13 protein-coding genes, 1 tRNA gene and 4 pseudogenes are annotated in these 21,616 nt (G+C 65.0%); 9 read left to right on the plus strand and 9 right to left on the minus strand.

Annotated elements, in window-relative coordinates; translation table 11 throughout:
• Both F7R02_RS27550 and F7R02_RS14500 read right to left on the minus strand, forming a co-directional pair.
• Positions 1–68: pseudogene (locus tag F7R02_RS27550) on the minus strand (transposase); the annotation flags it as partial.
• Between the two features lie 182 nt (positions 69–250).
• The gene (locus tag F7R02_RS14500) at positions 251–2,668 is read right to left on the minus strand and encodes a penicillin acylase family protein (RefSeq protein ID WP_167521034.1); all 2,418 of its coding nucleotides are present in this window, start codon (positions 2,666–2,668) and stop codon (positions 251–253) included.
• A gap of 147 nt (positions 2,669–2,815) precedes the next feature.
• On the opposite strand from F7R02_RS14500, the gene bfr reads away from it, so the two are divergent.
• Positions 2,816–3,301, plus strand: coding sequence for a bacterioferritin (bfr, locus tag F7R02_RS14505; RefSeq protein ID WP_003485327.1), 486 nt, complete (start codon positions 2,816–2,818; stop codon positions 3,299–3,301).
• A gap of 275 nt (positions 3,302–3,576) precedes the next feature.
• Here bfr and F7R02_RS14510 read toward each other — a convergent pair.
• The 3 genes and pseudogenes from F7R02_RS14510 to F7R02_RS14525 form a co-directional block, all read right to left on the minus strand.
• Positions 3,577–4,232: pseudogene (locus F7R02_RS14510) on the minus strand (thiopurine S-methyltransferase).
• 331 nt (positions 4,233–4,563) lie between these two features.
• A complete protein-coding gene (gene parC, locus F7R02_RS14520; RefSeq protein ID WP_015472346.1) occupies positions 4,564–6,807 on the minus strand; it encodes a DNA topoisomerase IV subunit A in 2,244 nt (747 codons plus the stop codon).
• A 61-nt stretch (positions 6,808–6,868) separates the two neighbouring features.
• Positions 6,869–7,720: an AraC family transcriptional regulator gene (locus F7R02_RS14525; protein ID WP_078591372.1), complete on the minus strand. Its 852-nt coding sequence runs from the start codon at positions 7,718–7,720 to the stop codon at positions 6,869–6,871.
• A 122-nt stretch (positions 7,721–7,842) separates the two neighbouring features.
• Between F7R02_RS14525 and F7R02_RS14530 the strand changes: the two genes are divergently transcribed.
• The 4 genes and pseudogenes from F7R02_RS14530 to F7R02_RS14545 all read left to right on the plus strand — a co-directional run bounded on the left by F7R02_RS14530 (position 7,843) and on the right by F7R02_RS14545 (position 12,596).
• Positions 7,843–8,283 (plus strand): MarR family winged helix-turn-helix transcriptional regulator, encoded by a 441-nt coding sequence (locus F7R02_RS14530; protein ID WP_003483498.1) that lies wholly within the window; start codon positions 7,843–7,845, stop codon positions 8,281–8,283.
• Positions 8,284–8,306: 23 nt separating this feature from the next.
• Positions 8,307–9,797: an AdeC/AdeK/OprM family multidrug efflux complex outer membrane factor gene (locus F7R02_RS14535; protein WP_167521039.1), complete on the plus strand. Its 1,491-nt coding sequence runs from the start codon at positions 8,307–8,309 to the stop codon at positions 9,795–9,797.
• A 10-nt stretch (positions 9,798–9,807) separates the two neighbouring features.
• Entirely contained in the window at positions 9,808–11,001 is a 1,194-nt protein-coding gene (locus F7R02_RS14540) for an HlyD family secretion protein (protein ID WP_078591370.1), read from the plus strand.
• Between the two features lie 6 nt (positions 11,002–11,007).
• A pseudogene (locus F7R02_RS14545) lies at positions 11,008–12,596 on the plus strand (DHA2 family efflux MFS transporter permease subunit).
• A 213-nt stretch (positions 12,597–12,809) separates the two neighbouring features.
• On the opposite strand, the gene F7R02_RS14550 reads toward F7R02_RS14545, so the two are convergent.
• The 3 genes and pseudogenes from F7R02_RS14550 to F7R02_RS14560 all read right to left on the minus strand — a co-directional run bounded on the left by F7R02_RS14550 (position 12,810) and on the right by F7R02_RS14560 (position 17,170).
• Positions 12,810–12,896 (minus strand) — tRNA-Leu (locus tag F7R02_RS14550).
• Between the two features lie 141 nt (positions 12,897–13,037).
• Positions 13,038–15,227 carry a beta-glucosidase family protein gene (locus F7R02_RS14555; protein ID WP_139371115.1) on the minus strand — a complete coding sequence of 730 codons (2,190 nt, stop codon included), beginning with the start codon at positions 15,225–15,227 and terminating at the stop codon, positions 13,038–13,040.
• Between the two features lie 178 nt (positions 15,228–15,405).
• Positions 15,406–17,170 (minus strand): annotated as a pseudogene (locus F7R02_RS14560) (M14 family metallopeptidase).
• A 348-nt stretch (positions 17,171–17,518) separates the two neighbouring features.
• Between F7R02_RS14560 and F7R02_RS14565 the strand changes: the two are divergent.
• Both F7R02_RS14565 and F7R02_RS14570 read left to right on the plus strand, forming a co-directional pair.
• Positions 17,519–19,099: a POT-type proton-dependent oligopeptide transporter gene (locus F7R02_RS14565; protein WP_005911772.1), complete on the plus strand. Its 1,581-nt coding sequence runs from the start codon at positions 17,519–17,521 to the stop codon at positions 19,097–19,099.
• 7 nt (positions 19,100–19,106) lie between these two features.
• Complete coding sequence (locus F7R02_RS14570) at positions 19,107–19,715, plus strand: rhomboid family intramembrane serine protease (protein WP_078591368.1); 609 nt, start codon at positions 19,107–19,109, stop codon at positions 19,713–19,715.
• A 306-nt stretch (positions 19,716–20,021) separates the two neighbouring features.
• Here F7R02_RS14570 and F7R02_RS14575 read toward each other — a convergent pair whose 3' ends face one another.
• On the minus strand, positions 20,022–20,210 hold the full coding sequence (locus F7R02_RS14575; protein ID WP_003483521.1) for a hypothetical protein: 189 nt from the start codon (positions 20,208–20,210) through the stop codon (positions 20,022–20,024).
• A 227-nt stretch (positions 20,211–20,437) separates the two neighbouring features.
• Here F7R02_RS14575 and F7R02_RS14580 point away from each other — a divergent pair, with 227 nt between their 5' ends.
• Together F7R02_RS14580 and F7R02_RS14585 are read left to right on the plus strand one after the other, a co-directional pair.
• Entirely contained in the window at positions 20,438–20,707 is a 270-nt protein-coding gene (locus F7R02_RS14580; RefSeq protein ID WP_172397301.1) for a GNAT family N-acetyltransferase, read from the plus strand.
• A gap of 49 nt (positions 20,708–20,756) precedes the next feature.
• Positions 20,757–21,602 carry a DUF3298 and DUF4163 domain-containing protein gene (locus tag F7R02_RS14585; RefSeq protein WP_078591367.1) on the plus strand — a complete coding sequence of 282 codons (846 nt, stop codon included), beginning with the start codon at positions 20,757–20,759 and terminating at the stop codon, positions 21,600–21,602.
• Positions 21,603–21,616 lie beyond the last annotated feature (14 nt).

A 21,616-nucleotide genomic window follows, 5' to 3' on the forward strand; every position in this document is an offset into this window, starting at 1 on the left:
ATCGCCACGCCGCTTTCGGCTTCGCGCAGAAAGCCGATGACCTGCTCGTCAGTAAAACGTTTCTTCACGTCCAATCTCCTCGGGGTAGGGAATTGGACTCCAAACTGAGGCGCTACTCAAAATTGGGTGGACGTCGCGTGGTGCCCGTAACCTCACCCCCCCAAGGGGAGAGGCGCTTTGTGGAGCAGCGATGCTCGAACGTCTTCCTCCTTCTTCGCTGGACGCTGCGCAGCTGCGTTGCCGCCCGCTCTTACTGCGGACGCAATTGCAGCGTGTAACGCGTGGCAGTGGGCAAAAATGGTGTGGGTCTGCCATGCACCCAATCGTCGTGCCCCGCGCCCCAGAACGGCGAGAGCGGGTGGCCGCTCTGGCCGCCGGGCATGTGCACGATGCCGTCCTGCTCGTGGCCGGGCGAAACCACCATGCGCTCGGAGGCGCCAAAGGCCGGGCCTTGCACGCGCGGCATGTCGCGGTCGCCCGGCAGTTGATCGGACGGCATGCAGAGCCAGCGCTTGGCCAGGGCGGGCAGTGCACGCGCGATGGGGTGGCAGATGGCGGCGGTGTTGCGCTGGCCCCAGGTGTGCTGGCCGCGCGGTTCGCTTTGTGCGTCTTCAGCAATCAGGTCTGACTGCGCACTGCGCGCGGCATCGTCGAGTAACTGCTCCCAACTAGCGACGGCGGGCGATAACAGGTGGGCCGGGCGCTGTTGCAGCAACGGCCAGACGATGCCCTCCAGTTGCGCGCGACGTGGCGGCAGGAACTCCGCGCCAAGTGCGGCTTTTGCCGGTGCCAGCAGGCCGGCTTCCACCGCCTCGATGGTCTTGCTGCGAAATTGGCGCACGATGCGATAGCTGGCCGAGTCAGTCGAGGCGCGCCCATCCCAGTGGCGCGTGGCGTGTGCAATCTGTTGCAGTGCCGGGTCCTTGCTGTGCTCGACCACGCTACGCAGCAGTTGCCACCAGCGCGTGAGCAGCACGGCGCGATCGTCGAGCTGGATGGCGAGCAGATCGCGTTCGTTGAAGAGCTGCTTTGCGAAAAGATCCTCGCGAATCTGCTGCGCACGCGCGCCAAGGTCGTAACCTGCGTTGCCAAGCGTGGCCAGTTGTTGCGCATCGACGATACGGTTGTTGGCGGTCCAGAGCCGGTGCGACGGCGGATCGATCAACGCAGGCGCAGCATCGCTGCGCAGCGACCATGGCAGGCAGGTGCCCGACATCGAAGGCGTTGCAGCCGCCACTGCAGGTGCGCTGGATGCTGCCTCAGGTGCGGGCGTCGATGTCGCCAATTCGGCAATCCCGCTCGGGCCGCACCCGGCATTGCGCGCAGGGCGCGCGCCGATCAGGCGCCAGGCGATGCGCCCGCTGCGATCGGCAAGCAGCAGGTTCTGCGCCGGAATGCCGGAGCGGTCGGCCACCGCAAACGCCGCCTGCAGATCGCCCGCTGTGCTCATCTGGGCGAAGTCCAACCGGATCGCACCGGGCAACTGCGCCACCCAGCGCAATGCCAGCGCGCTGCCGTCGGCGTTGACGTGCAATACCGGTCCCCACGCCGCTTCACGGACCTCGAACTGCACCGGCGCTGCGCCCGCCACGCGGATGGTTTCCACGTGCCTGGTCAGTGCTTGCGGGTGACCCGGTGTAGGTGCGGGAATACGCGCGAAATCCGCAGTGTCGATGTAACTGTTGGTAAATGCCCAAGCCACATGCCCGTTGCTGCCCACGACCACCGCCGGCAGACCCGGCAGGGTGAATCCGGTGACATCCACCTTGCCCTCGGGCGCATTGCTGTCTGCATAGCGCAGCCGTGCGCGGAACCAGATATTGGGCGCGCGCAGGCCCAGGTGCATGTCGTCGGCAACGATGGCGCGGCCGTCGGCGGTGAGGCTGCCATCTACCGCGAAGTTGTTGCTGCCCGGCGTCGGCGTTTCCGCGTGTGGCGCGGCAGGCGGATGCGGTAGACGCCGTAGGTCCAGCGTGGCCGCATCCGGCACGCTGGCATTGCCTTGTGGCGGCCCGAACAACGGCGCGTCCCAACTGGAGCCCTGATGGTCGAGCAGTGCCGCCAGCGCAGGGGGCACCACGGCACGGATGCGCGCGGCGGCCAGCTCGGTCTGGTTGTCGCTGTCCTGCAGGTCTGCGTACATCGCGAGGCCGGTGAGGATGGAGTCGTCCAGCGTCCACGCACGCGGTGTCTGGCGCAGCAGCAGATAGGGCCAGGGTCGCACGCGCAGTGCTGCCAGTCCTGCATTGACGCCATCGGTATACGCTTGCAATGCGGTGCGCTGGCTGCCGGTGGCGATATCCAGGCTGGCCTGCACGCGCGCGCGCAGGCGATGCACGCGGTTGCGCTTGTCCAGGTCCACGGCCTTGGCGCCAAACAGCTCGGACAACTCGCCGGCTGGTGCGCGGCGCATCAGATCCATCTCGAAATAGCGTTCCTGCGCATGCACGTAGCCGAGCGCACGCATCGCATCGAGCTGGTTTGCTGCATCGATGGTGACCACGCCCAGCCGGTCGCGCTGCACGTTGACCGGCGCAGCCAGGCCGCTGAGCGCGCTGTCGCCATCCAACTGCGGCAGGCTGCCGCGCATCAACAGATACAGTCCCAGGCTGGCCGCCAGGACCAGCAACCCGATTCCCAGCAGCAGCCTACCCAGCCATTGACGCATTGTCGGTTCCTTGGAGCCCGGTGAAAGTGTGGCCGGCGGACATGACCGTGGCGGGTCTGGCCGCAAGCGCAACTGAAAGTGATTCCGATTAGATCATTGCCTGTCCGCTTAGGGCACCATGCGCGCATTGCGTCGCTGGAGCACACCATGAAAGGCCATCCCGAAGTCGTCGATTACCTCAAGCAGCTGCTGCGCGGCGAATTGGCGGCACGCGATCAATATTTCCTGCATTCGCGCCGGTACGAGGATCAGGGCCTGATGGCGCTTTACGAGCGCATCAACCATGAGATGGAAGAGGAAACCGAGCACGCCGACGCGCTGCTGCGGCGCATCCTGTTCCTGGAAGGCGACCCGGACATGCGCCCGGCCGAATTCACCCCCGGCAAGACGGTGGTCGAAATGCTGGAGCGCGACCTGGTGGTCGAGTACGAAGTGCGCGCTGCGCTCGCTGCCGGCATGAAGCTGTGCGAAGAACATGGCGACTACGTCAGCCGCGACGTGCTGCTCAAGCAGCTGCAGGACACCGAAGAAGATCATGCATGGTGGCTGGAGCAGCAGCTTGGCCTGATCAAGCGCATCGGGCTGGAGCTGTACCAGACCTCGAAGATCGATAAGGGCCACGTCGCCGGTTGAGCCGGCAACGACGCTGCCCAGTCGACTGGCTGACTGGCGGGCTGACGCAGCGTGAACCGGCTCGGCATGAAGTACGCGTGCCTGGCCATTCCCGACGATGGTCTGTGCGACCTGCCTGCCACTCCTGCAGCCGGCTGCAGAAGTAGCTTTTGACGTGCTTTGTTGCAGGCGTGCCGCATGGGGCAATGCCGCGCTGGCCTGATCAGCCGGCGGCGCTCGCCGCATGCAAGCCATGCAATTGCGACGTGATGGGCGTGCAACATCCGACGGCCGTTTCAGCGGCATTGCAGGCGATAGACGGCAGTCGACAACCCAGTGACACCTTCATCGCGGAAGCGTGGTTCCTGATCGAGGATGTCGCGCCGTTCCAACTGGTCTACCTGCCAGGCAGCATCGAAAGTGCATGCACGTGCGTTGCGTCCACCGAGAATGGCGGGCCGGCCTTCTCTGCCTGCGGATATTCCAGGGTGATCAGCAGGCCGCGGCAGTGTGTGGGCAACTGCACATAGACCGTTTGCAGGTAACGCTGGCGCAGTTCGGCCGGTAGCGCGACCAGTGCTGCACGGTCGTAGACGGCCGTGCAGTCGGCCAGCACGCTGGCGTCCAGCGCGAATGCATCGCCGCAGATGATCTCGATCGGGCCGGCGATGAAATGCTCGCCAGCAGCGCTGGTGTGACGTTGCGGTTGAAGGCCTGCCTCATCGAAGAATTGCGTCACCGCCAGCGGCGACAGTTCCACGCCAAGCACGCGATGGCCTTGCGACGCCAGCCAGTGCATGTCCAGCGTCTTGCCGCACAGGGGCACCAGCACGCGCGATTCCTTCGGCAAATCAAGCGCGTGCCAGTGCTTTTGCAGCAGCGGCAACACCTCTTGCTGATGAAAGCCGGTGTGTCCCAGCTGCCAACGTTCCAACCAGAAGTTCGTGTCCATGCGTTGCCTTGCCAGTGGCTGTCTCCACTGTGCTCATGTGAGAGTGGGGCGTGGTGCGTTCTGAAGCGGTGCGCAGCGTTGGCAGGCCGTTGCGATGGCATCGTTGTGCCTGGAATGAGCGAATCCCTGATGCCAGTGCCTCAGCAGTTTTATTGCCTCTGCCGCGCCTCAGCAGTCTGAGGCGACCGCAGTCACAGCCGCGCCGCCGCGCGCCGCATGGGTGAACAACCGTTACTGCACCTCCAAGCCGTCCACCTTTTGCCGCGCCCCAGCAGCCTGAGACGACCGCAATCCCAGCCGCGCCGCCGCGCGCCGCATGGGTGAACAACCGTTACTGCACCTCCAGGCCGTCCACCTTTTGCCACCCACGCGGCAACAACGATCCACGGCTCGCCCGCGCACCCACATACGTGTCCAGGTCCTTGAACGACAGGCTCATGGTACGAGCGCCGCTGCGCACCAGCAGCGTGTTGCCCGGTGCGACCGCCACCACGGCCACCACACGTTCGGTGCCGAGCTTGGCCTTGGGAATCTCGATGATCTTGTTGCCTTTGCCCTTGTCCAGCTCGGGCACGTCGGTGGCCGGCACCGCCAGCAGATTGCCGGCGCTGGTCACGGCGACGATGCGATCGGTTTGCGGGTTGCTCACCTGGGCCGGCGTCAGCACATGCGAGCCGGTGGTCAGGTTGAGCATCGCCTTGCCGGCCTTGTTGCGGCCGGTCAGGTTTTCGAAACGGGTAACGAAGCCGTAGCCATGCGAGGACGCCAGCACGAAGCGGGTGGCGTTGTCGGCACTGGCCATGACCTGGAACGCCGCGCCAGACGCCGGCGAGAAACGTCCGGTCAACGGTTCGCCATTGCCACGCGCCGAGGGCAGGGTGTGCACGGCGGTGGAATAGGCGCGGCCGTCCGAATCCAGGAACGCCACCTGGTGCGTGCTGCGGCTGCGCACCGCCGCCAGCAGGCCATCGCCATCGCGGTAGGACATGCCGGCCGGATCGACCTCGTGCCCCTTGGCCGCGCGGACCCAGCCCTTTTGCGACAGCACCACGGTCATCGGTTCGCTGGCCACCATTTCGGTTTCGTCGATGGCCTGCGCGGCGCCCCGTTGCACCAGCGGCGAACGACGCGCATCGCCGAACTTCTTGGCGTCGGCAGTCAGTTCGTCCTTGATCAGCTTCTTCAGCTTGGTCTTGCTCTCCAGGATCGCCATGATCTGCGCGCGCTCCTTGGCGAGCGCTTCCTGTTCGCCGCGGATCTTCATTTCTTCCAGGCGCGCCAGTTGGCGCAGCTTGGTTTCCAGGATGTATTCGGCCTGTTCTTCGCTCAGCGCGAAGCGCGAGATCAGCACCGGCTTGGGTTCGTCTTCGCTGCGGACGATGCGGATCACTTCGTCCAGGTTGAGGAAGGCGATCAACAAGCCTTCCAACAGGTGCAGGCGACGCTCGACCTTCTGCAGGCGATGGTTGAGGCGGCGGGTCACCGTATCGCTGCGGAAGCTCAGCCATTCGCTCAGCAGGTGCTTGAGGTTCTTGACCTGCGGGCGGCCATCCAGGCCGATCACGTTGAGGTTGACGCGGTAGCTGCGTTCCAGGTCGGTGGTGACGAACAGGTGGCCCATCAGCTGTTCGGCATCGACGCGATTGGAGCGCGGCACCAGCACTACCCGCACCGGGCTGGTGTGGTCGGACTCGTCGCGGATGTCTTCCAGCCACGGCAACTTCTTGGCGCGCATCTGCTGGGCGATCTGCTCGATCACCTTGGACGGGGAGACCTGGTAGGGCAGCGCATCGATGACGATGTTGGCGTGCTCTTTCTTGTAGGTGGCGCGCGCGCGCACGCTGCCGTGACCGGTTTCGTAGATGTTCCGCAGGTCCGCAGCCGGAGTGATGATCTCGGCGGTGGTCGGGTAATCCGGGCCCAGCACGTGCTCGCACAGGTCGGCGACGCTGGCATCGGGATCATCGAGCAGCCGCAGCAATGCACTGACGATCTCGTTGAGATTGTGCGGCGGCACGTCGGTGGCCATGCCCACGGCAATGCCGGTGGTGCCGTTGAGCAGCAGGTGCGGCAGGCGTGCCGGCAACCAGGTGGGTTCTTCCAGGGTGCCGTCGAAGTTGGGCGCCCAATCGGTGGTGCCCTGGCCAAGCTCGCCCAGCAGCACTTCGGCGATCGGGGTCAGCTTGGACTCGGTGTAGCGCATCGCGGCGAACGACTTGGGGTCGTCGGTGGAGCCGAAGTTGCCCTGGCCTTCGATCAGCGGGTAACGGTACGAGAACGGCTGCGCCATCAGCACCAGCGCCTCATAGCAGGCGCTGTCGCCATGCGGGTGGTACTTACCGATCACATCGCCCACGGTACGCGCGGATTTCTTCGGCTTGGCGGCGGCATTCAGGCCCAGCTCGCTCATTGCGTAGACGATGCGCCGCTGCACCGGCTTCAGGCCGTCGCCCAGGAACGGCAGGGCGCGGTCGAGCACCACGTACATCGAGTAGTCGAGATAGGCGCGTTCGGCGTACTCGCGCAGCGGTAGCTGTTCGAAGCCGTGGAAGGTGGGGCGGGTCAGATCGGTCATGTAAAGCCAGGTCCTGCGTGAAGAGGAACCCGCACCGGGGCGCGGGCTCGAAGAGCGCCGATTATCCGGATGCGGCGGGGGATGCCAAGCCGCGTGCATGGGAGCCGGCCAGATAACGGGTTGGCGGGGCGCCGAAATGGCGATGGAACACGCTGACGAAGGCGCTGGGGCTGCTGTAGCCAAGCTGGTCGGCCACCTGCGCCACCGCGTGGCCCTGGCTCAGCCGCCGCAGGCCTTCGGTCAGCCGGGCCTGCTGCCGCCACTGCGCAAAACTCAGGCCGGTCTCGTCGCGGAAATGCCGGCTCAGGCTGCGCGGCGACAAGCCGCCCCAGTCGGCCCAGGCGTCGAGCGGGCGCGGGTCGGCGGGCGTGTCGAGCAACTGGCGGGCGATCCGCAGCAGCCGGCGGTCGGCGGGCATCGGCAGGTGCAGGTGGTCGATCTGCACCTGGCATAGCTCGTCCAGCAGCACCGCAGCCAGGCGTTGCCGGGTGGCATCCAGCGGCTGATCCAGCGGCCAGCTGGCGGCCCGCATGATGGCCTCGCGGGCCAGCCCGGTCAGCCGGATCACCCCGCCTTGCGCAGGCAGGGCGGCGCAGGCATCCGGCCGCACAACCACGCCCCAGCCGCGCATCGGTCCGGCCAGTTCCACGGTGTGCTGCTGCCCGGGCGGCATCCAGCCGGCGCAGCCCGGCGGCAGCGACAAGGCGCCTTGTTCGGTGTGCACGGTGAGCACGCCGTGCTCCACGTACATCAGCTGACCGCGGACATGCGCGTGCCAGGCAGTTTCCGGCGCCCACACCTCGCGCAGTTCTGCCAGGAAGGCGATCAGCACCGGCCCATCGGCCTTTTCGAAGCTGGCGCGTACGCCTGGCGGCAAGGCGTCGATCTGGGTTGGCGGGTTTTCGATACTCATTGGCCCAATTGTATTACCGAGCCAGCGCACGCGCCGCGTAAGGTGGCGATCCTTGCGGGCGGTTTAATCCCTTGTGGAATAATTGCGTTGACAAATATATTTTTCGGAACAAAATGTGCCACATGAATGTTTCGTCTTCCGCCACACCGTCGTTCGGCCTGTTGCTGCGCCAGGTGCGCGATGCGCTGATGCGCCAGCTCGATGCCGAGATGAAGGGCGAACTGCCCGATTTCGGCTTCAGCCACTACGTGGGCCTGAAGATTTTGGCGGTGCGCTCGCCATGCACGGCCAATGAGCTGGCGCTGGCGCTGGACCAGACCCCGAGCGCGGTGACCCGCCTGCTCGACAAGCTTGAAGCGCTGGGCGCAGTGCGGCGCGAGCCGCATGCGCAAGACCGGCGCGCGCTGCAGATCGTCATGACCGAGCAGGGTGTGGCGCTATGGGAGCGGCTGCGCCTGCGCGGCGAACGCGCCATCGAGCACGGCCTGCGCGACCTGTCCGCGGTCGAGCGCGAACTTCTCACCTCACTCCTTATCCGTGTCCGCGATGCACTCAACTCATGAACGTTGCTAGTTCTTCGACCCAGATGCTGCGCCCGCGCTCGATGCGCCTGGCACAGCCGCTCGTCATCACCGCCCTGGCACTGGCGTTGGCCGCCTGCGCCAGCAGCCGTGGCCTGAATCCGCAAGGCACCGTGCTGGATCCGAGCACGCTGCATGCAGAGCGCACCCTGGCGCAGCAAACCACGCTGAGTCCGGCCGCATGGCCGGCCAGCGATTGGTGGCGCGCGCTGGGCGATGCGCAGCTGGACGCGCTGATCGCCGAAGGCCTGCAGCACAGCCCCAGCCTCGCGGCGGCCGATGCGCGCCTACACCAGGGGCAGGCACGTATCGGCAGTGCGCAGGCCGAGCGCGGCCCCAGCCTCTCGGTGTCCGGTGGCTACACCGGCCTGCAGCTACCTGAATCCATGGTCGGCGAAGAGCTCGGCGGCAGCTATGGCGGCAGCGCGCAGGTCGTGCTGGATTTCCGCTACGGCATCGATCTGTGGGGCGGCAAGCGCAGCGCGTGGGAAGCGGCAGTCGACCAAGCGCATGCCGCCGAAGTGGATGCGCAGGCGGCACGATTGAACCTGTCGTCGGCGATTGCCGAAGGCTATGCGCAGCTTGCGTACGCGTGGAGCCTGCACGACCTGGCCAACGACGAATTGAGCCGTGCGCAGAAGACCCTGGAGCTGACCCGGCAACGCCGCAGCGCCGGCATCGACAGCGAGTTGCAGGTGCGTCAGGCGCAAGCGCGCGTACCGGCTGCGCAGCAGCAGTTGCAATCGGCGCAGCAGCAGATCGACGAAGCCCGCACCGCGCTGGCCGCCTTGGTCGGGCAGGGCCCGGATCGCGGTTTGGACATTGCCCGGCCTGTATTCGGTGCGGGCATCGCCACGCAGTTGCCGAGCATGCTGCCGGCCGATCTGCTGGGCCGTCGCCCCGACGTGGTGGCGGCACGCTGGCGCGTGGAGGCGGCCGACAAGGACATCGCAGTCGCCAAGACCCGCTTCTATCCCAGCCTCAACCTCACCGCGCTGGGCGGTGTGATCAACCCGGATGTCGGCAAGTTGCTGGAAAGCGGCTCGGTGTTCGGACTGGTCGCGCCGGCGTTGAGCCTGCCGATCTTCGACGGCGGCAAGCTGCGCGCCAATCTGGCCGGCAGCGATGCGCAATACGACCTGGCCGTGGCCGACTACAACCAGAAAGTGATCTCCGCGCTGCGCGAAGTGGCCGACCAGGTCACCGCCGTGCGTTCGCTGGAGCTACGCGCGCAGGCGCAGAACGACGCCGTGCAGACAGCCACGGCCGCTTTCGATCTGGCGCAGCAGCGCTACCGTGCCGGCATCGGCAGCTATCTGGACGTGCTCAGCGTGCAGGAGCAGTTGCTCGTCGCACGCCAACGCATGGCCGGGCTGCAGTCGCAACAACTTCTCGCCTCGGTGAGGTTGCAGCGTGCGCTGGGCGGCGGATTCACGCCGGAGCCCGCACGCGATACCGCACGCACCGCGCCCACTTCCGCACAACCGAATTCCTGAGACATCGACGATGAGCCAGACGACTTCAACTTCTCCTCAACCCGCACCGGCCGCGCCCAGCAAGCGCCGTGCTGCGCTGCGCATCGTGGCCATTGTGGTGATCCTGGCGATCATCGGGCTGGTGGCGTGGTACTTCCTGGTCGGCCGTTGGCACGAAGACACCGACGACGCGTATGTGCAGGGCAATCAAGTGCAGATCACCCCGATGGTGGGCGGTACCGTGGTCAGCATCGGCGCCGAAGACGGCATGCGCGTGGAGCGCGGCCAGTTGCTGGTGCAGCTGGATCCGGCCGACACCGAGGTCGCCTTGCAGCAGGCCGAAGCCAACCTGGCCAAGACCGTGCGTCAGGTGCGCGGTCTGTATCGCACCGTGGAAGGTGCGCAAGCCGAATTGTCCGCACGCGAAGTCACGCTGCGCAGCGCGCGTTCGGACTTCGCGCGGCGTAAGGATCTGGCCGCCACCGGCGCGATCTCCAACGAAGAACTGGCACATGCCCGCGACGAACTGGCCGCCGCCGAAGCGGCCGTGAGCGGCTCGCGCGAGAGCCTGGAGCGTAACCGTGCGTTGGTGGACGACAGCGCGGTGGCCAACCAGCCGGACGTGCAGACCGCCGCCGCACAGCTGCGTCAGGCGTATTTGAATCATGCGCGCACCGGCGTGGTGGCGCCGGTGTCCGGCTATGTCGCCCGGCGCTCGGCGCAGGTGGGTCAGCGCGTGCAGCCGGGCAGCGTGTTGATGGCGGTGGTGCCGCTGGAGCAGGTGCGGGTGGAAGCCAATTTCAAGGAAACCCAGCTCAAGCACATGCGCCTGGGCCAGGAAGTGGAACTGCATTCTGATCTGTACGGCGGCGGCGTCAGCTACACCGGCCGTATCCAGAGCCTGGGCCTGGGCACCGGCAGCGCGTTCTCTCTATTGCCGGCGCAAAACGCCAGCGGTAACTGGATCAAGATCGTGCAGCGTGTGCCGGTGCGCATTGCGGTGGATTCCAAGCAGCTTGCCAGCAATCCGCTGCGGATTGGTCTGTCGATGAAGGTGGATGTAAACCTGCACGATCAGCAGGGCAGTGTGCTGCCGACCAAGGTCGCCAACGGCGCGGTGTTCGCCACCGACGTGTATGCGCAGCAGCTCAAGGCTGCCGACGCCGACATCCAACGCATCATCCAGGACAACCTGCCGTCGCAGGCTGCCAGCAAGGCGGGCTAAGCCACCATGTCTTCGCAAGCTCCCACCGCTTCCGGCGGCCCGGCGGCACCGGCGCCAGCGGCCGGTTTTCGCCCGGCCAGCGTGGCGTTGTGCACCGTGGGCCTGGCCATGGCCTCGTTCATGCAGGTGCTGGACACCACCATCGCCAACGTCTCGCTGCCGACCATCGCCGGCAACCTCGGCGCCAGTTCGCAGCAGGCCACCTGGGTGATCACCTCGTTCGCCGTCAGCACCGCCATTGCGTTGCCGCTGACCGGCTGGTTGAGTCGCCGGTTTGGCGAAACCAGGTTGTTTGTGTGGTCCACGCTGGCGTTCACCATTGCCTCGCTGCTGTGCGGTCTGGCGCAGAGCATGGGGATGCTGGTGGTGGCGCGCGCGCTGCAAGGATTCGTTGCCGGGCCGATGTATCCCATCACCCAGAGTCTGCTGGTGTCGATCTATCCGCGCGAAAAACGCGGGCAGGCGCTGGCGTTGCTGGCGATGATTACCGTGGTGGCCCCGATCGCCGGGCCGATTCTCGGCGGCTGGATCACCGACAACTACAGCTGGGAATGGATCTTCCTGATCAACGTGCCGCTGGGCATCATCGCCAGCAGTATCGTGGGTTCGCAGTTGCGGCATCGCCCCGAACAGCTCGAAAAGCCGCGCATGGATTACATCGGCCTGATCCTGCTGGTGGTCGGCGTGGGCGCCCTGCAGCTGGTGCTGGATCTGGGCAATGACGAAGACTGGTTCTCTTCGGACAAGATCGTGGTGTTGGCCTGCATTGCGGCAGTAGCGTTGGTGGTGTTCGTAATCTGGGAGTTGACCGACAAGGATCCCATCGTCGATCTCAAGCTGTTCCGGCATCGCAATTTCCGCGCTGGCACGCTGGCACGCTGGCAATGGTGGTCGCATATGCCGCGTTCTTCAGCGTGAGCCTGCTGATCCCGCAATGGCTGCAACGCGATATGGGGTACACCGCGATCTGGGCCGGCCTGGCCACCGCGCCGATCGGCATCCTGCCGGTGCTGATGACGCCATTCGTCGGCAAATACGCGCTGCGCTTCGACCTGCGCATGCTGGCCACCATCGCCTTTATCTTCATGTCCTTCACCAGCTTCTTCCGCTCCAATTTCAACCTGCAGGTGGACTTCGGCCATGTGGCCACGATCCAGTTGGTGATGGGTGTGGGCGTGGCATTGTTCTTCATGCCGGTGTTGCAGATCCTGTTGTCGGATCTGGACGGTCGCGAGATTGCGGCCGGCTCCGGCCTGGCCACCTTCCTGCGCACGTTGGGCGGTAGCTTTGCCGCATCGTTGACCACGTATCTGTGGGCACGCCGTACCCAGGTACACCACGCGCACATCACCGAGCACATTTCGGTGTACACGCCCGGCATGCAGGAGCAGGTCACTGCGATGGGGCAGGGCGACCTGCAACGCGGCGCGGCATCGCTCAATAACATGATCAACCACCAGGCTTCGCAGATGGGTTTCAACGACATCTTCTATCTGCTTGGATGGACCTTCCTGGCGATCATCTTCTTCTTGTGGCTGGCAAAACCGCCGTTCGGTGCCGGGGCCGGGAGTGCGGCGGCGGCCGGGGGGCATTGAGCGACGTTGCGGGTTGAACAACGAAAACCCCACTCGAATGCGGGGTTTTCGTTGTGACGGATTTGACGAGCTTGGCCGATTGCCGCAGCGCCGAGCCGGTCGATGCGACGCATGACCTGCCGCAGACGCTGGCAAATGCGGATGTCGCAACCCGAATGCCCAAACGCAAAAAACCCCGCCGAAGCGAGGTTTTTTACGATCTACCGTGAGTCGTGGTGCCCAGGAGAGGACTCGAACCTCCACGAAGTTGCCCCCGCTAGCACCTGAAGCTAGTGCGTCTACCAATTCCGCCACCTGGGCAACTCAGGGGGCGAATTGTGCAAGCTGCGCGCGAGACTGTCAACGCACGCGGCACATTTTTTTCGTCTCCCCATACGCGGCACGGCAACGAACCAGTCCGATGGTGGCGCACGCATGCATCGGTGCCTGCACCACGTGCGCTCACGGCAACTGTGCCGCCTGCAGCGTGACCTCCGCAGTTTGCACCGGCTCGCTCGCCGAACGCGCCAGTTGCACGCGGTAAGTGCCCGCGGCGATCGTCCAGCGACGTGCCTTGGCATCGAAATCGGCCAAGGTCTTGGGTTCTGCGACGACCTGCACGCTGCGTTTTTCGCCAGGCTTTAGCGTGAGCTTTTGCCAGCCGATCAGCCGCAGCGGGGTGGCGTGGCTGTCGGGCAGGGCGACGTAGAGCTGCGGCACGGCGGCGCCTTCGCGCGGGCCGGTATTCTCCACCTCGAAGCTGGCGGTGAGCTGGCTGCCGCGTGCATCCACCTGTAGCCCGCCCATGCGGAACTGTGTGTACGACAGGCCATGGCCGAACGGGTAGCGTGGTGTCAGCTTGCGCGCGGCGAACCACTTGTAACCGACATTGGCGCCTTCGATGGCGTAGTCGATGCTGTCTTCGCCCGGCTTGGCCGGCTTGAAGCCCAGCCCCGGAATCGACGGGCGCGGCAGCTGCGACTCGTCCACCGGCCAGGTCACCGGCAGGTGGCCGGAAGGATTCACCGCGCCGGTCAGCAGGTTGGCGATCGCCTCGCCGCCGCCGATGCCCGGATACCACGCCTGCAACACCGCCGGCACGCGTTCGGCCCACGGCATGCGCACCGGTCCATTGGTTTCCAGCACCACGGTGGTCTTCGGGTTGGCCTTGGCCACGGTCTCGATCAACGCGTCCTGGTTGTCGGGCAAGCGCATGTCCGGCAGATCCACCGATTCGGCGGCCCACTGGGTGGCGAACACGATCGCCACATCGGCCGCCTTGGCGGCGCGTGCGGCCGCGGCGCGGTCGGTGCCGTCCAGGTAATCGATCTGCACGTTCGGCAGTGCCGCACGCAGTGCCTGCAGCGGTGAGGACGGATGGATGATCACCGGGCCGGGCCAGGTGGTCGGCGTGATGCCCGGTACCGCGTTGCCGCCGTTGATGGTGTAGTCCACGCGCGAAGAGCCGCCGCCGGACATCACGCCCTTGTCGGCGTAGCCGCCGATCACCGCGATGCGGCGCACGTCATTGGACAGCGGCAACGCGGCCTGCTCGTTACGCAGCAACACGCTGCCTTCTTCGGCCACGCGCTGCGCAGCCAGAAGACCGGCCTTGCCATCGATGGGTTGACGCTGGGTAGGATGATCGAAGGCGCCGTGCGCGAACAGGCTGCGCAGCACGCGCTTGACCATGTCGTCGAAACGCGCGCGCGGCACCACGCCGGCAGACACCGCCATGCGTAACGGCGCATCGAAAAACACTGCCGCGTCGAACACTTCGCCGGCCGATTGTTGATCCAGCCCGGCCAACGCCGCCTTGGATCCGCTATGCACGCCGCCCCAATCGGACATCACGTACCCGGGGTATTTCCATTCCTGCTTGAGCACCTGGTTGAGCAGGTAATCGTGCTCGCAACCGTAGATACCGTTGATCTTGTTGTACGAACACATCACCGAGGCCGGGTCGCCGATCTTCAGCGCAATCTCGAAGGCCAGCAGGTCGGATTCGTGCATCGCCTGCTCGCCGATCTGCGCGCTGTGAAAATTGCGCCGCGTTTCCATGTCGTTGAGTGCGAAGTGCTTCATCGTGGAAAGCACATGTTCGCTTTGCACGCCGCGAATCGATTCGCCAACCATGGTGCCGGCCAGCAACGGATCTTCACCCGCGTATTCGAAATTGCGCCCATTACGCGGGTCGCGCTGCAGATTGACGCTGCCGGCGAGCAACACGTTGAAGCCCTGCTGCCAGGATTCGCGGCCCATGGTCTTGCCGCCGGTATACGCCAGTTGCCGATTCCAGCTCGATGCGGTCGACGGTCCCGACGGCATCGCGGTGGCGTAATCGCCCTTGCGGATGCCGCCGGGGTTGGTCACGCCCACGCCGGCGTCGGCCAGTTGCTGGCCGGGAATGCCCAGACGCGGGATGCCGGGAACGTAGCCGGCCGAACCGAGCGCACCTTCGGGCTTGGGAATCTTGTCGGTGCCCAGGCCGAAATAACTGCGCAGCATCTGGAATTTTTCATCCTCGCTCATCTGCGCCAGCAGGCGGTCGGCGCGCTGGTCCGGGGTCAGTGCAGTGTCCATCCACGGCTGCGAAGATGGCGCGCCCTGCGCGACTGCCAGCGGTGCGGCGAGGGCGATGCCAAGGCCCATCACGACCGCCAGAACCAAGGGGCGCGGACGATTCTGATGGAATGTAAACGGTTTCATATCGAGCTGTGGCACGGGATTTCCTTGTAGTGCTGGTTCAAGACATAAAGAGGGGCACCAAAATGCCCACATCGGGAGGGCGCGAGCATTCCGCGCCGACGCGTGCAGAATCGGCGGACGGTTAGAGGTCGGTCTGCGCGGTGCGGAGTACCGGGTAGAGCTGGTAGCGCTCACGATGCGTGGCGCTTGGCAAAAAATTCCAGCCGCGCCTGCGGGTTGTTGGCAAAGTCCGGGTCGCTGGCAATGCGCTGTTCGAACTGCGCCTTCAACGCGGCATCGCGCCCAAGCATGTCGCGCGCTACCTCTTCGGCGACATAGGCTTCCATGTATTCCTTGCGCTCGAACGCGGTATTGAAAAAGCCCCACTGCAGCAGCGAATCCGGCGCCTGCGGTTCCAGGATCGCCATCACCAGACGCGCCTTGGGTTGGGCGATCGGCACGAACAAGGAGCCGGCCGGCACGCTGCGGGTTTCATTGCGCCATTGCCCGCTGAGTTCGACTGTCTGATGGCTTTCGTTGGAGCGTGCCGAGAACTTGACCGCGTCGGCGCGGAAGGTTTGCACCGGCCGCTCCGCCGCATTGCCGATGGTCGTGAATTGAATGCCATGCAGGCGCAGTTTTCCGCCGACCAAGGCGGCTTGCGCAGCCGGGACCAGGTAGCCGCCGCGTGGCGCATCCACCACCGCATCGGGTTTGATCTGACCGCGCAGCGGCACCTTCCAGACTTGCGGCTTGCTCTCGTCGTAGCGCGTCATCAGCGCGCCGGAAATCGGCGACGGTGTGCGCGTATACGCGTAGCCACGAAACGCGACGGTGCGTGCGTCTGGGCCCGCAGCGAAGCTCAACGGTTCGGTCGTGCCGGCCAAACGTGTGGCGCGCTGATCGGCAGCCAATGCATCGGCGCGCCACTGGCTGCCATGGCGTGCGGCCTGCTGCAGCACCGAAACGATGGCATTGCGGGTGATCCGCACACGCGTGGGGTAATCCTTCCACGAATGCGTTTCCACCAACATGCCGAAGCGGTTGCGTAGCAGGAAATAGCCGTGCGAAAAGCGCGGCGGCGACACATCATCGGCGAAGCCGGAACTGGGGTCGTCTTCGTGCACGAAGGACGGGTAGTAGGGCAGCGGCAGCGAGCCCTGTTTTTTCAGGTCGGCAAGCACTGCGTCGCGCCAGCGGGTGCCATCGCGCTGCAAGGTCGTATCGCCGGCATGCACCGGTTCCACCTGCACTGACACATCGTGCTCGAACTTGGCACCGTCGGTGACGTGCAGGTCTACGACCATCAGCGGGTCCCACTGCTGCACCAGTTGCAGCATGGCCTGCATTTCCGGCGCGTCCGCTTTGACGTAATCGCGGTTGAGATTGAGGTTCTGCGCCGTGGTGCGCCAGCCCATCTGTTCGGGGCCGCGCTGGTTGGGGCGGTTCCAGGCACCGAAGCGCTCATGTCCGTCGACGTTGAATACCGGTACGAACACCCACACCAGCTTGTCGAGCACGCCGTTGCCGGCCTTGCCGTCGAGCAACTCGCGCAGAGCAAGAAAGCCCGCATCCTTGCCATCGATCTCGCCGGCATGGATGCCGCCCTGGACCAAGACCACCGGCAACTTGCGTTGCGCGGCCGATTGCGGGTCGAGCGCGCCACTGGTGGAGGCGATCAGGGCCTTCATCGGCCTGCCCTCGGGCGTAGTGCCGAACTGGATGCAACGCACGGCCTGCGGGTAGCGCTGCGCAAACGCATCGCACAATGCAATGACTTCGTCGTAGCGGCCGGTCTGGATAAAACCGCTGCGCTCTGCCTGAGTGGTCAGCGGCGCGGCAGCCAGCGCGGCGGGGGCGGAAGTCAGCAGCAACAGGCTCAGGGCCAGGCGAGTGAAGCGGGGCATCCAGCGGTCCAGTGTTCCAGGAAAACGTTTGCAATGTAGCCGAGCCAGCGTGCAAGGCCAAACTGCACTGCGTCATGATCCTGCTGTGATCGGTGCCATGTGCGTGGGTTTCACCTGGACGCGGGGGCGGGTTTTCGTTGACCAGCTGAGCGACATTCGAGGTAGGCGCAAACGACGCGGAGGCTGTGCAACGCTTGGAGCAATGTCGTTTCCGGCCGGCCTGTAGGTCATCGATCATGCCGAAGTGAGGTCCGCCAGCCGCATCCGCTCGGCGCCCGCGTCCGGCACTCCCGGGCGGGCGATGGCGGCCGGCGGGTGGGCGCCGGTACGATAGGGCCTGTTTTCAGCATGACCGGACTGCCTTTGACCACCTCCATCTCGCCAGGCGCATCTGCCGGCGCGCGGCTGCCGCTCCAGATTCCTTTCATCATCGGCAACGAGGCCTGCGAGCGTTTCAGCTTCTACGGCATGCGTAATATCCTGGTGCAGTTTCTGATCACCTCGCTGTTGCTGCAGGAAATCAGCGGGCCGGGACGCGAGGCCGAGGCCAAGCACATCCTGCACAGTTTCATGATCGGGGTGTATTTCTTCCCGTTGCTGGGCGGTTGGCTGGCCGACCGCTTCTTCGGCAAGTACAACACCATTTTGTGGTTCAGCCTGGTGTATTGCGCCGGCCACGCCTGCCTTGCGCTGTTTGAAGGCAGCCGCGACGGGTTTTTTCTCGGTCTGGGCCTGATCGCGCTGGGCGCAGGCGGCATCAAGCCGCTGGTGGCGTCGTTCATGGGCGACCAGTTCGACCAGTCCAACAAGCACCTGGCCAAGGTGGTGTTCGACGCTTTCTACTGGATCATCAATTTCGGCTCGCTGTTCGCCTCGCTGCTGATTCCGCTGGCGCTGAAGAATCTGGGCCCGGCCTGGGCATTCGGCATTCCCGGCATCCTGATGTTCGTGGCCACGCTGGTGTTCTGGCTGGGGCGCAAGCGCTATGTGCTGGTGCCGCTGCCGCCGAAGGACCCACATGGGTTCGCTGCGGTGGTGCGCACCGCGTTACTGACGCACGCGCCGGGGCAGGGGCGCCCGGGCCTGCTGCTGGCGGTCGTCTCGGTGCTGCTGGCGCTGGCTGGCTTCGCGCTGGTCGAGCCATTGGGCATCGTCGTGTGCCTGTGCATTGCGCTGGTGCTGTTGCTGGCCGGGATCGGCGGCGGGACCTGGTGGCAGCTGGAACGCGCGCGTGGCACCCATCCGGATGTTGCGGTGGAAGGCGTGCGTGCGCTGTTGCGGGTGTTGGTGATCTTCGCGCTGGTGACGCCGTTCTTTTCGTTGTTCGACCAGAAGGCCTCGACCTGGGTGCTGCAGGGGCGCGAGATGACCATGCCGGCCTGGTTCACCGCCTCGCAGATGCAGGCGCTCAATCCGCTGCTGGTGATGCTGCTGATCCCCTTCAACAACCTGGTGCTGTACCCGCTGCTACGCCGTGGCGGCTGGGAGCCCACCCCGTTGCGCCGCATGACCAGCGGCATCGCCTTCAGTGGCGTGGCCTGGATTGCGGTGGGCGCGATCCAGATGATCATGGATGGTGGCGAGCCGATGCACATCGCCTGGCAGATCCTGCCGTACGCACTGCTCACCTTCGGCGAGGTGCTGGTGTCGGCCACCGGCATCGAGTTCGCCTACAGCCAGGCGCCGCCGTCGATGAAGGGCGTGGTGATGAGTTTCTGGTATCTCACTACCACCGTCGGCAATTTATGGGTGCTGCTGTCGAACGTGGCGGTGCGCAATGCGACGGTAACCGCGCATATCGCCGATACTGGACTCAGCGAAGCGGCCTTCTTGATGTTCTTCTTCGCGGCCTTCGCGTTCCTGGCGGCACTTGCCTTCGGCTTGTACGCGCGCCGGTATCGCATGGTCGACAATTACCGTACTGCCTGAGGTCTGCATGATTACCCTGATCCTGATCGCCATCACCGGCATCGTCTCGTGGATGGCGTTCAACAATCGCAAGTTGAGCGACCGGCTGATCCTGTGGCCGCCGGCGGTAGACAAGCACAAGCAATACGACCGCCTGGTGACCTATGGCTTCATCCATGCCGATCTGGGGCACCTGATCTTCAACATGATCACGCTGTTCTTCTTCGGACGGGTGATCGAGAACGTGATGGCCCAGCTCACCGGCAGCGTGCTGACCTATCCGTTGTTCTATCTGGCCGCACTGGTGGTCTCGATCCTGCCGAGCTACCTGAAGAACCAGAAGAATCCGAATTACCTCAGCCTGGGCGCGTCCGGTGCGGTGTCGGCAGTGCTGTTTGCCTTCATCCTGCTGCAACCATGGACGATCATCCTGGTGCTGTTCATTCCCGCCCCGGCAATTCTCTATGCGGTGTTCTATGTGGGCTACAGCCTGTGGATGGACCGCCGCGGCGGCGATCGCATCAACCACAGCGCACATCTGGCCGGCGCCGCGTTCGGCGTGATGTTCATGCTGATCATGGAGCCGCGCGTGTGGCCGGTGTTTCTTGAGCAGCTGTCCAATCCGCGCTTCGGCTGAGCGCGGCCGGCGGCGGTTAGGTCACCCAGGCTCAGCGCGCTGGACGCCGTCGCAGGTGGGCGTGGACTTTCGTGCCCGGCCGGCGCATGCTTTCTGCAAGCCGAAAGCGTGGTTGCAGCTAGCGCAGTGGCACGCCCGACGACTGCTGGCGTGTACGGACTGGACCGTTGCGGGAGCGGATCAAATCCGGGGGCTTGATGAGGCCGAGCCAGGTCAGACCCGCGCGATGGCACGGTCTCGACAGACTTGCCAGATGAGAGCAACGACTGCACAGCGGATGAGACCGCTGCGCAGCGATGCGCCGGCTCAAGCCGCGTTGCGTTCCTGGTCGGCGCTGGATGCCACGCCGTAGGCCTGCTGCAGGCGCTCGTACACCGTATTGTTGAGCTGCGTGAAATCCGGATTGTGGGTGTCGCCCTTGAGAGCGAACTGGAACAAGCCCTCCAGCAACGAGCTGTCGCTGTCTGCGCTGTGTCCTGCCGAATCGTTGTTCATGCGGTGGCTCCCTCGTAGGTAAGGCGAAGACGTCGCTGCTTCCGCACACCGGTTGCCACGATTGCCTTCAGGTCAGCTATCGGCGCCCCCCCGGGAGAACTTGAGGGCGCGTTGCGCAAGCTGCGCGGCCGATCACAGCAGCGATTCACTTTCACGCAGGCGCGGCATCGCGCTGGTCACACTGACGCCACTTCTTGCTGGCGCAGAACATGACGGAGGCGTCGACAGTGCACGTAGAACACGATCCGGCCCGGCAGCGTTTCAACATGGACACCGATGGACATCGTGCCGAGCTGGCCTATCGGCGCGAAGGCGAAATCATGACCATCACCCACACGCAGGTGCCGGACGCCGTCAGCGGACGCGGAATTGCCGCGGCATTGGTCGAGGACGCTTTGGCATTCGCACGGCAACATGGTTTGAAGGTGGTTCCGGCATGTCGCTATGCCGATGCATATGTGCGGCGACATCCGCAATATCAGGATCTGCTGGCCTGACCGGCATTGGGCCTTTCGTAACACGATTCAGACAGGGGAGCGGGCGGTAATGGGGCGGTTGCTTGAAGTGAAGGCAGTGCAGGGCTTGCTGGTGCTGGCCGTGTTGGCAGGGTGTACGCAGCGCGCGCCGACAACGGCAGAGCCGAACGCGCCTGCGGCCGATGCGGCGCCTGCGGCAGCGCCGCCTGCAGAGCCGACCGTGGTACAGAGCGGCCCGCTGGAAGATGTGATCGAACATGCACCGGCCTATATGGTGGGCATCAGCTATCCGCACGGGCTGGATGCATATCCGGAACTCACTGCGCTCATTCGCGGCTATGCGCAGGACGCACGTGCCGAACTGATGCAGGCCGTGTCCGGTCTGGGCAACGACAAGCCGCCCGCGCCGTATGAGCTGTCGCTGGCATTCGAAACCGTGTTGCAGACCCCGGATCTGATCGTGATTTCCGCCGACGGCAGCAGATACACCGGCGCTGCGCATGGCGAGCCGCTGGTGGCGCGCTTCGTTTGGCTGGTCAAGGAGCACAAGCAATTGACCGCGCAGGCGCTGATTCCGGATCCGGCAGCCTGGGAAAAGATCGGCCGGGAGGTCGCGGCGCAATTGCATGCAGCAGCGACCCAGCGCGTCCAGGCCGATCGCGTGCCGGTAGAAGAGCAGGCTGAGCAGGTGGCTTCGGCCGATCGCATGATTGCCGAAGGCACTGCCGCGCAGGTGGACAACTTTGCGCAGTTCGTGCCGGTGTTGAATGCAAATGGGCAGATCACTGCCGTGCGCTTTGTGTTTCCGCCCTATCAGGTCGGCCCCTACTCGGATGGCACGCAGATGGCAGAGGTGGCTGCCTCCACATTATTGCCTTCGGTCGCACCGGAATATGTACATCTCTTCGCGCGCTGAGGTGTCGCATCGCG

Origin of the sequence: Xanthomonas cissicola, from assembly GCF_008801575.1 — a bacterium.
GTDB lineage: Bacteria > Pseudomonadota > Gammaproteobacteria > Xanthomonadales > Xanthomonadaceae > Xanthomonas > Xanthomonas cissicola.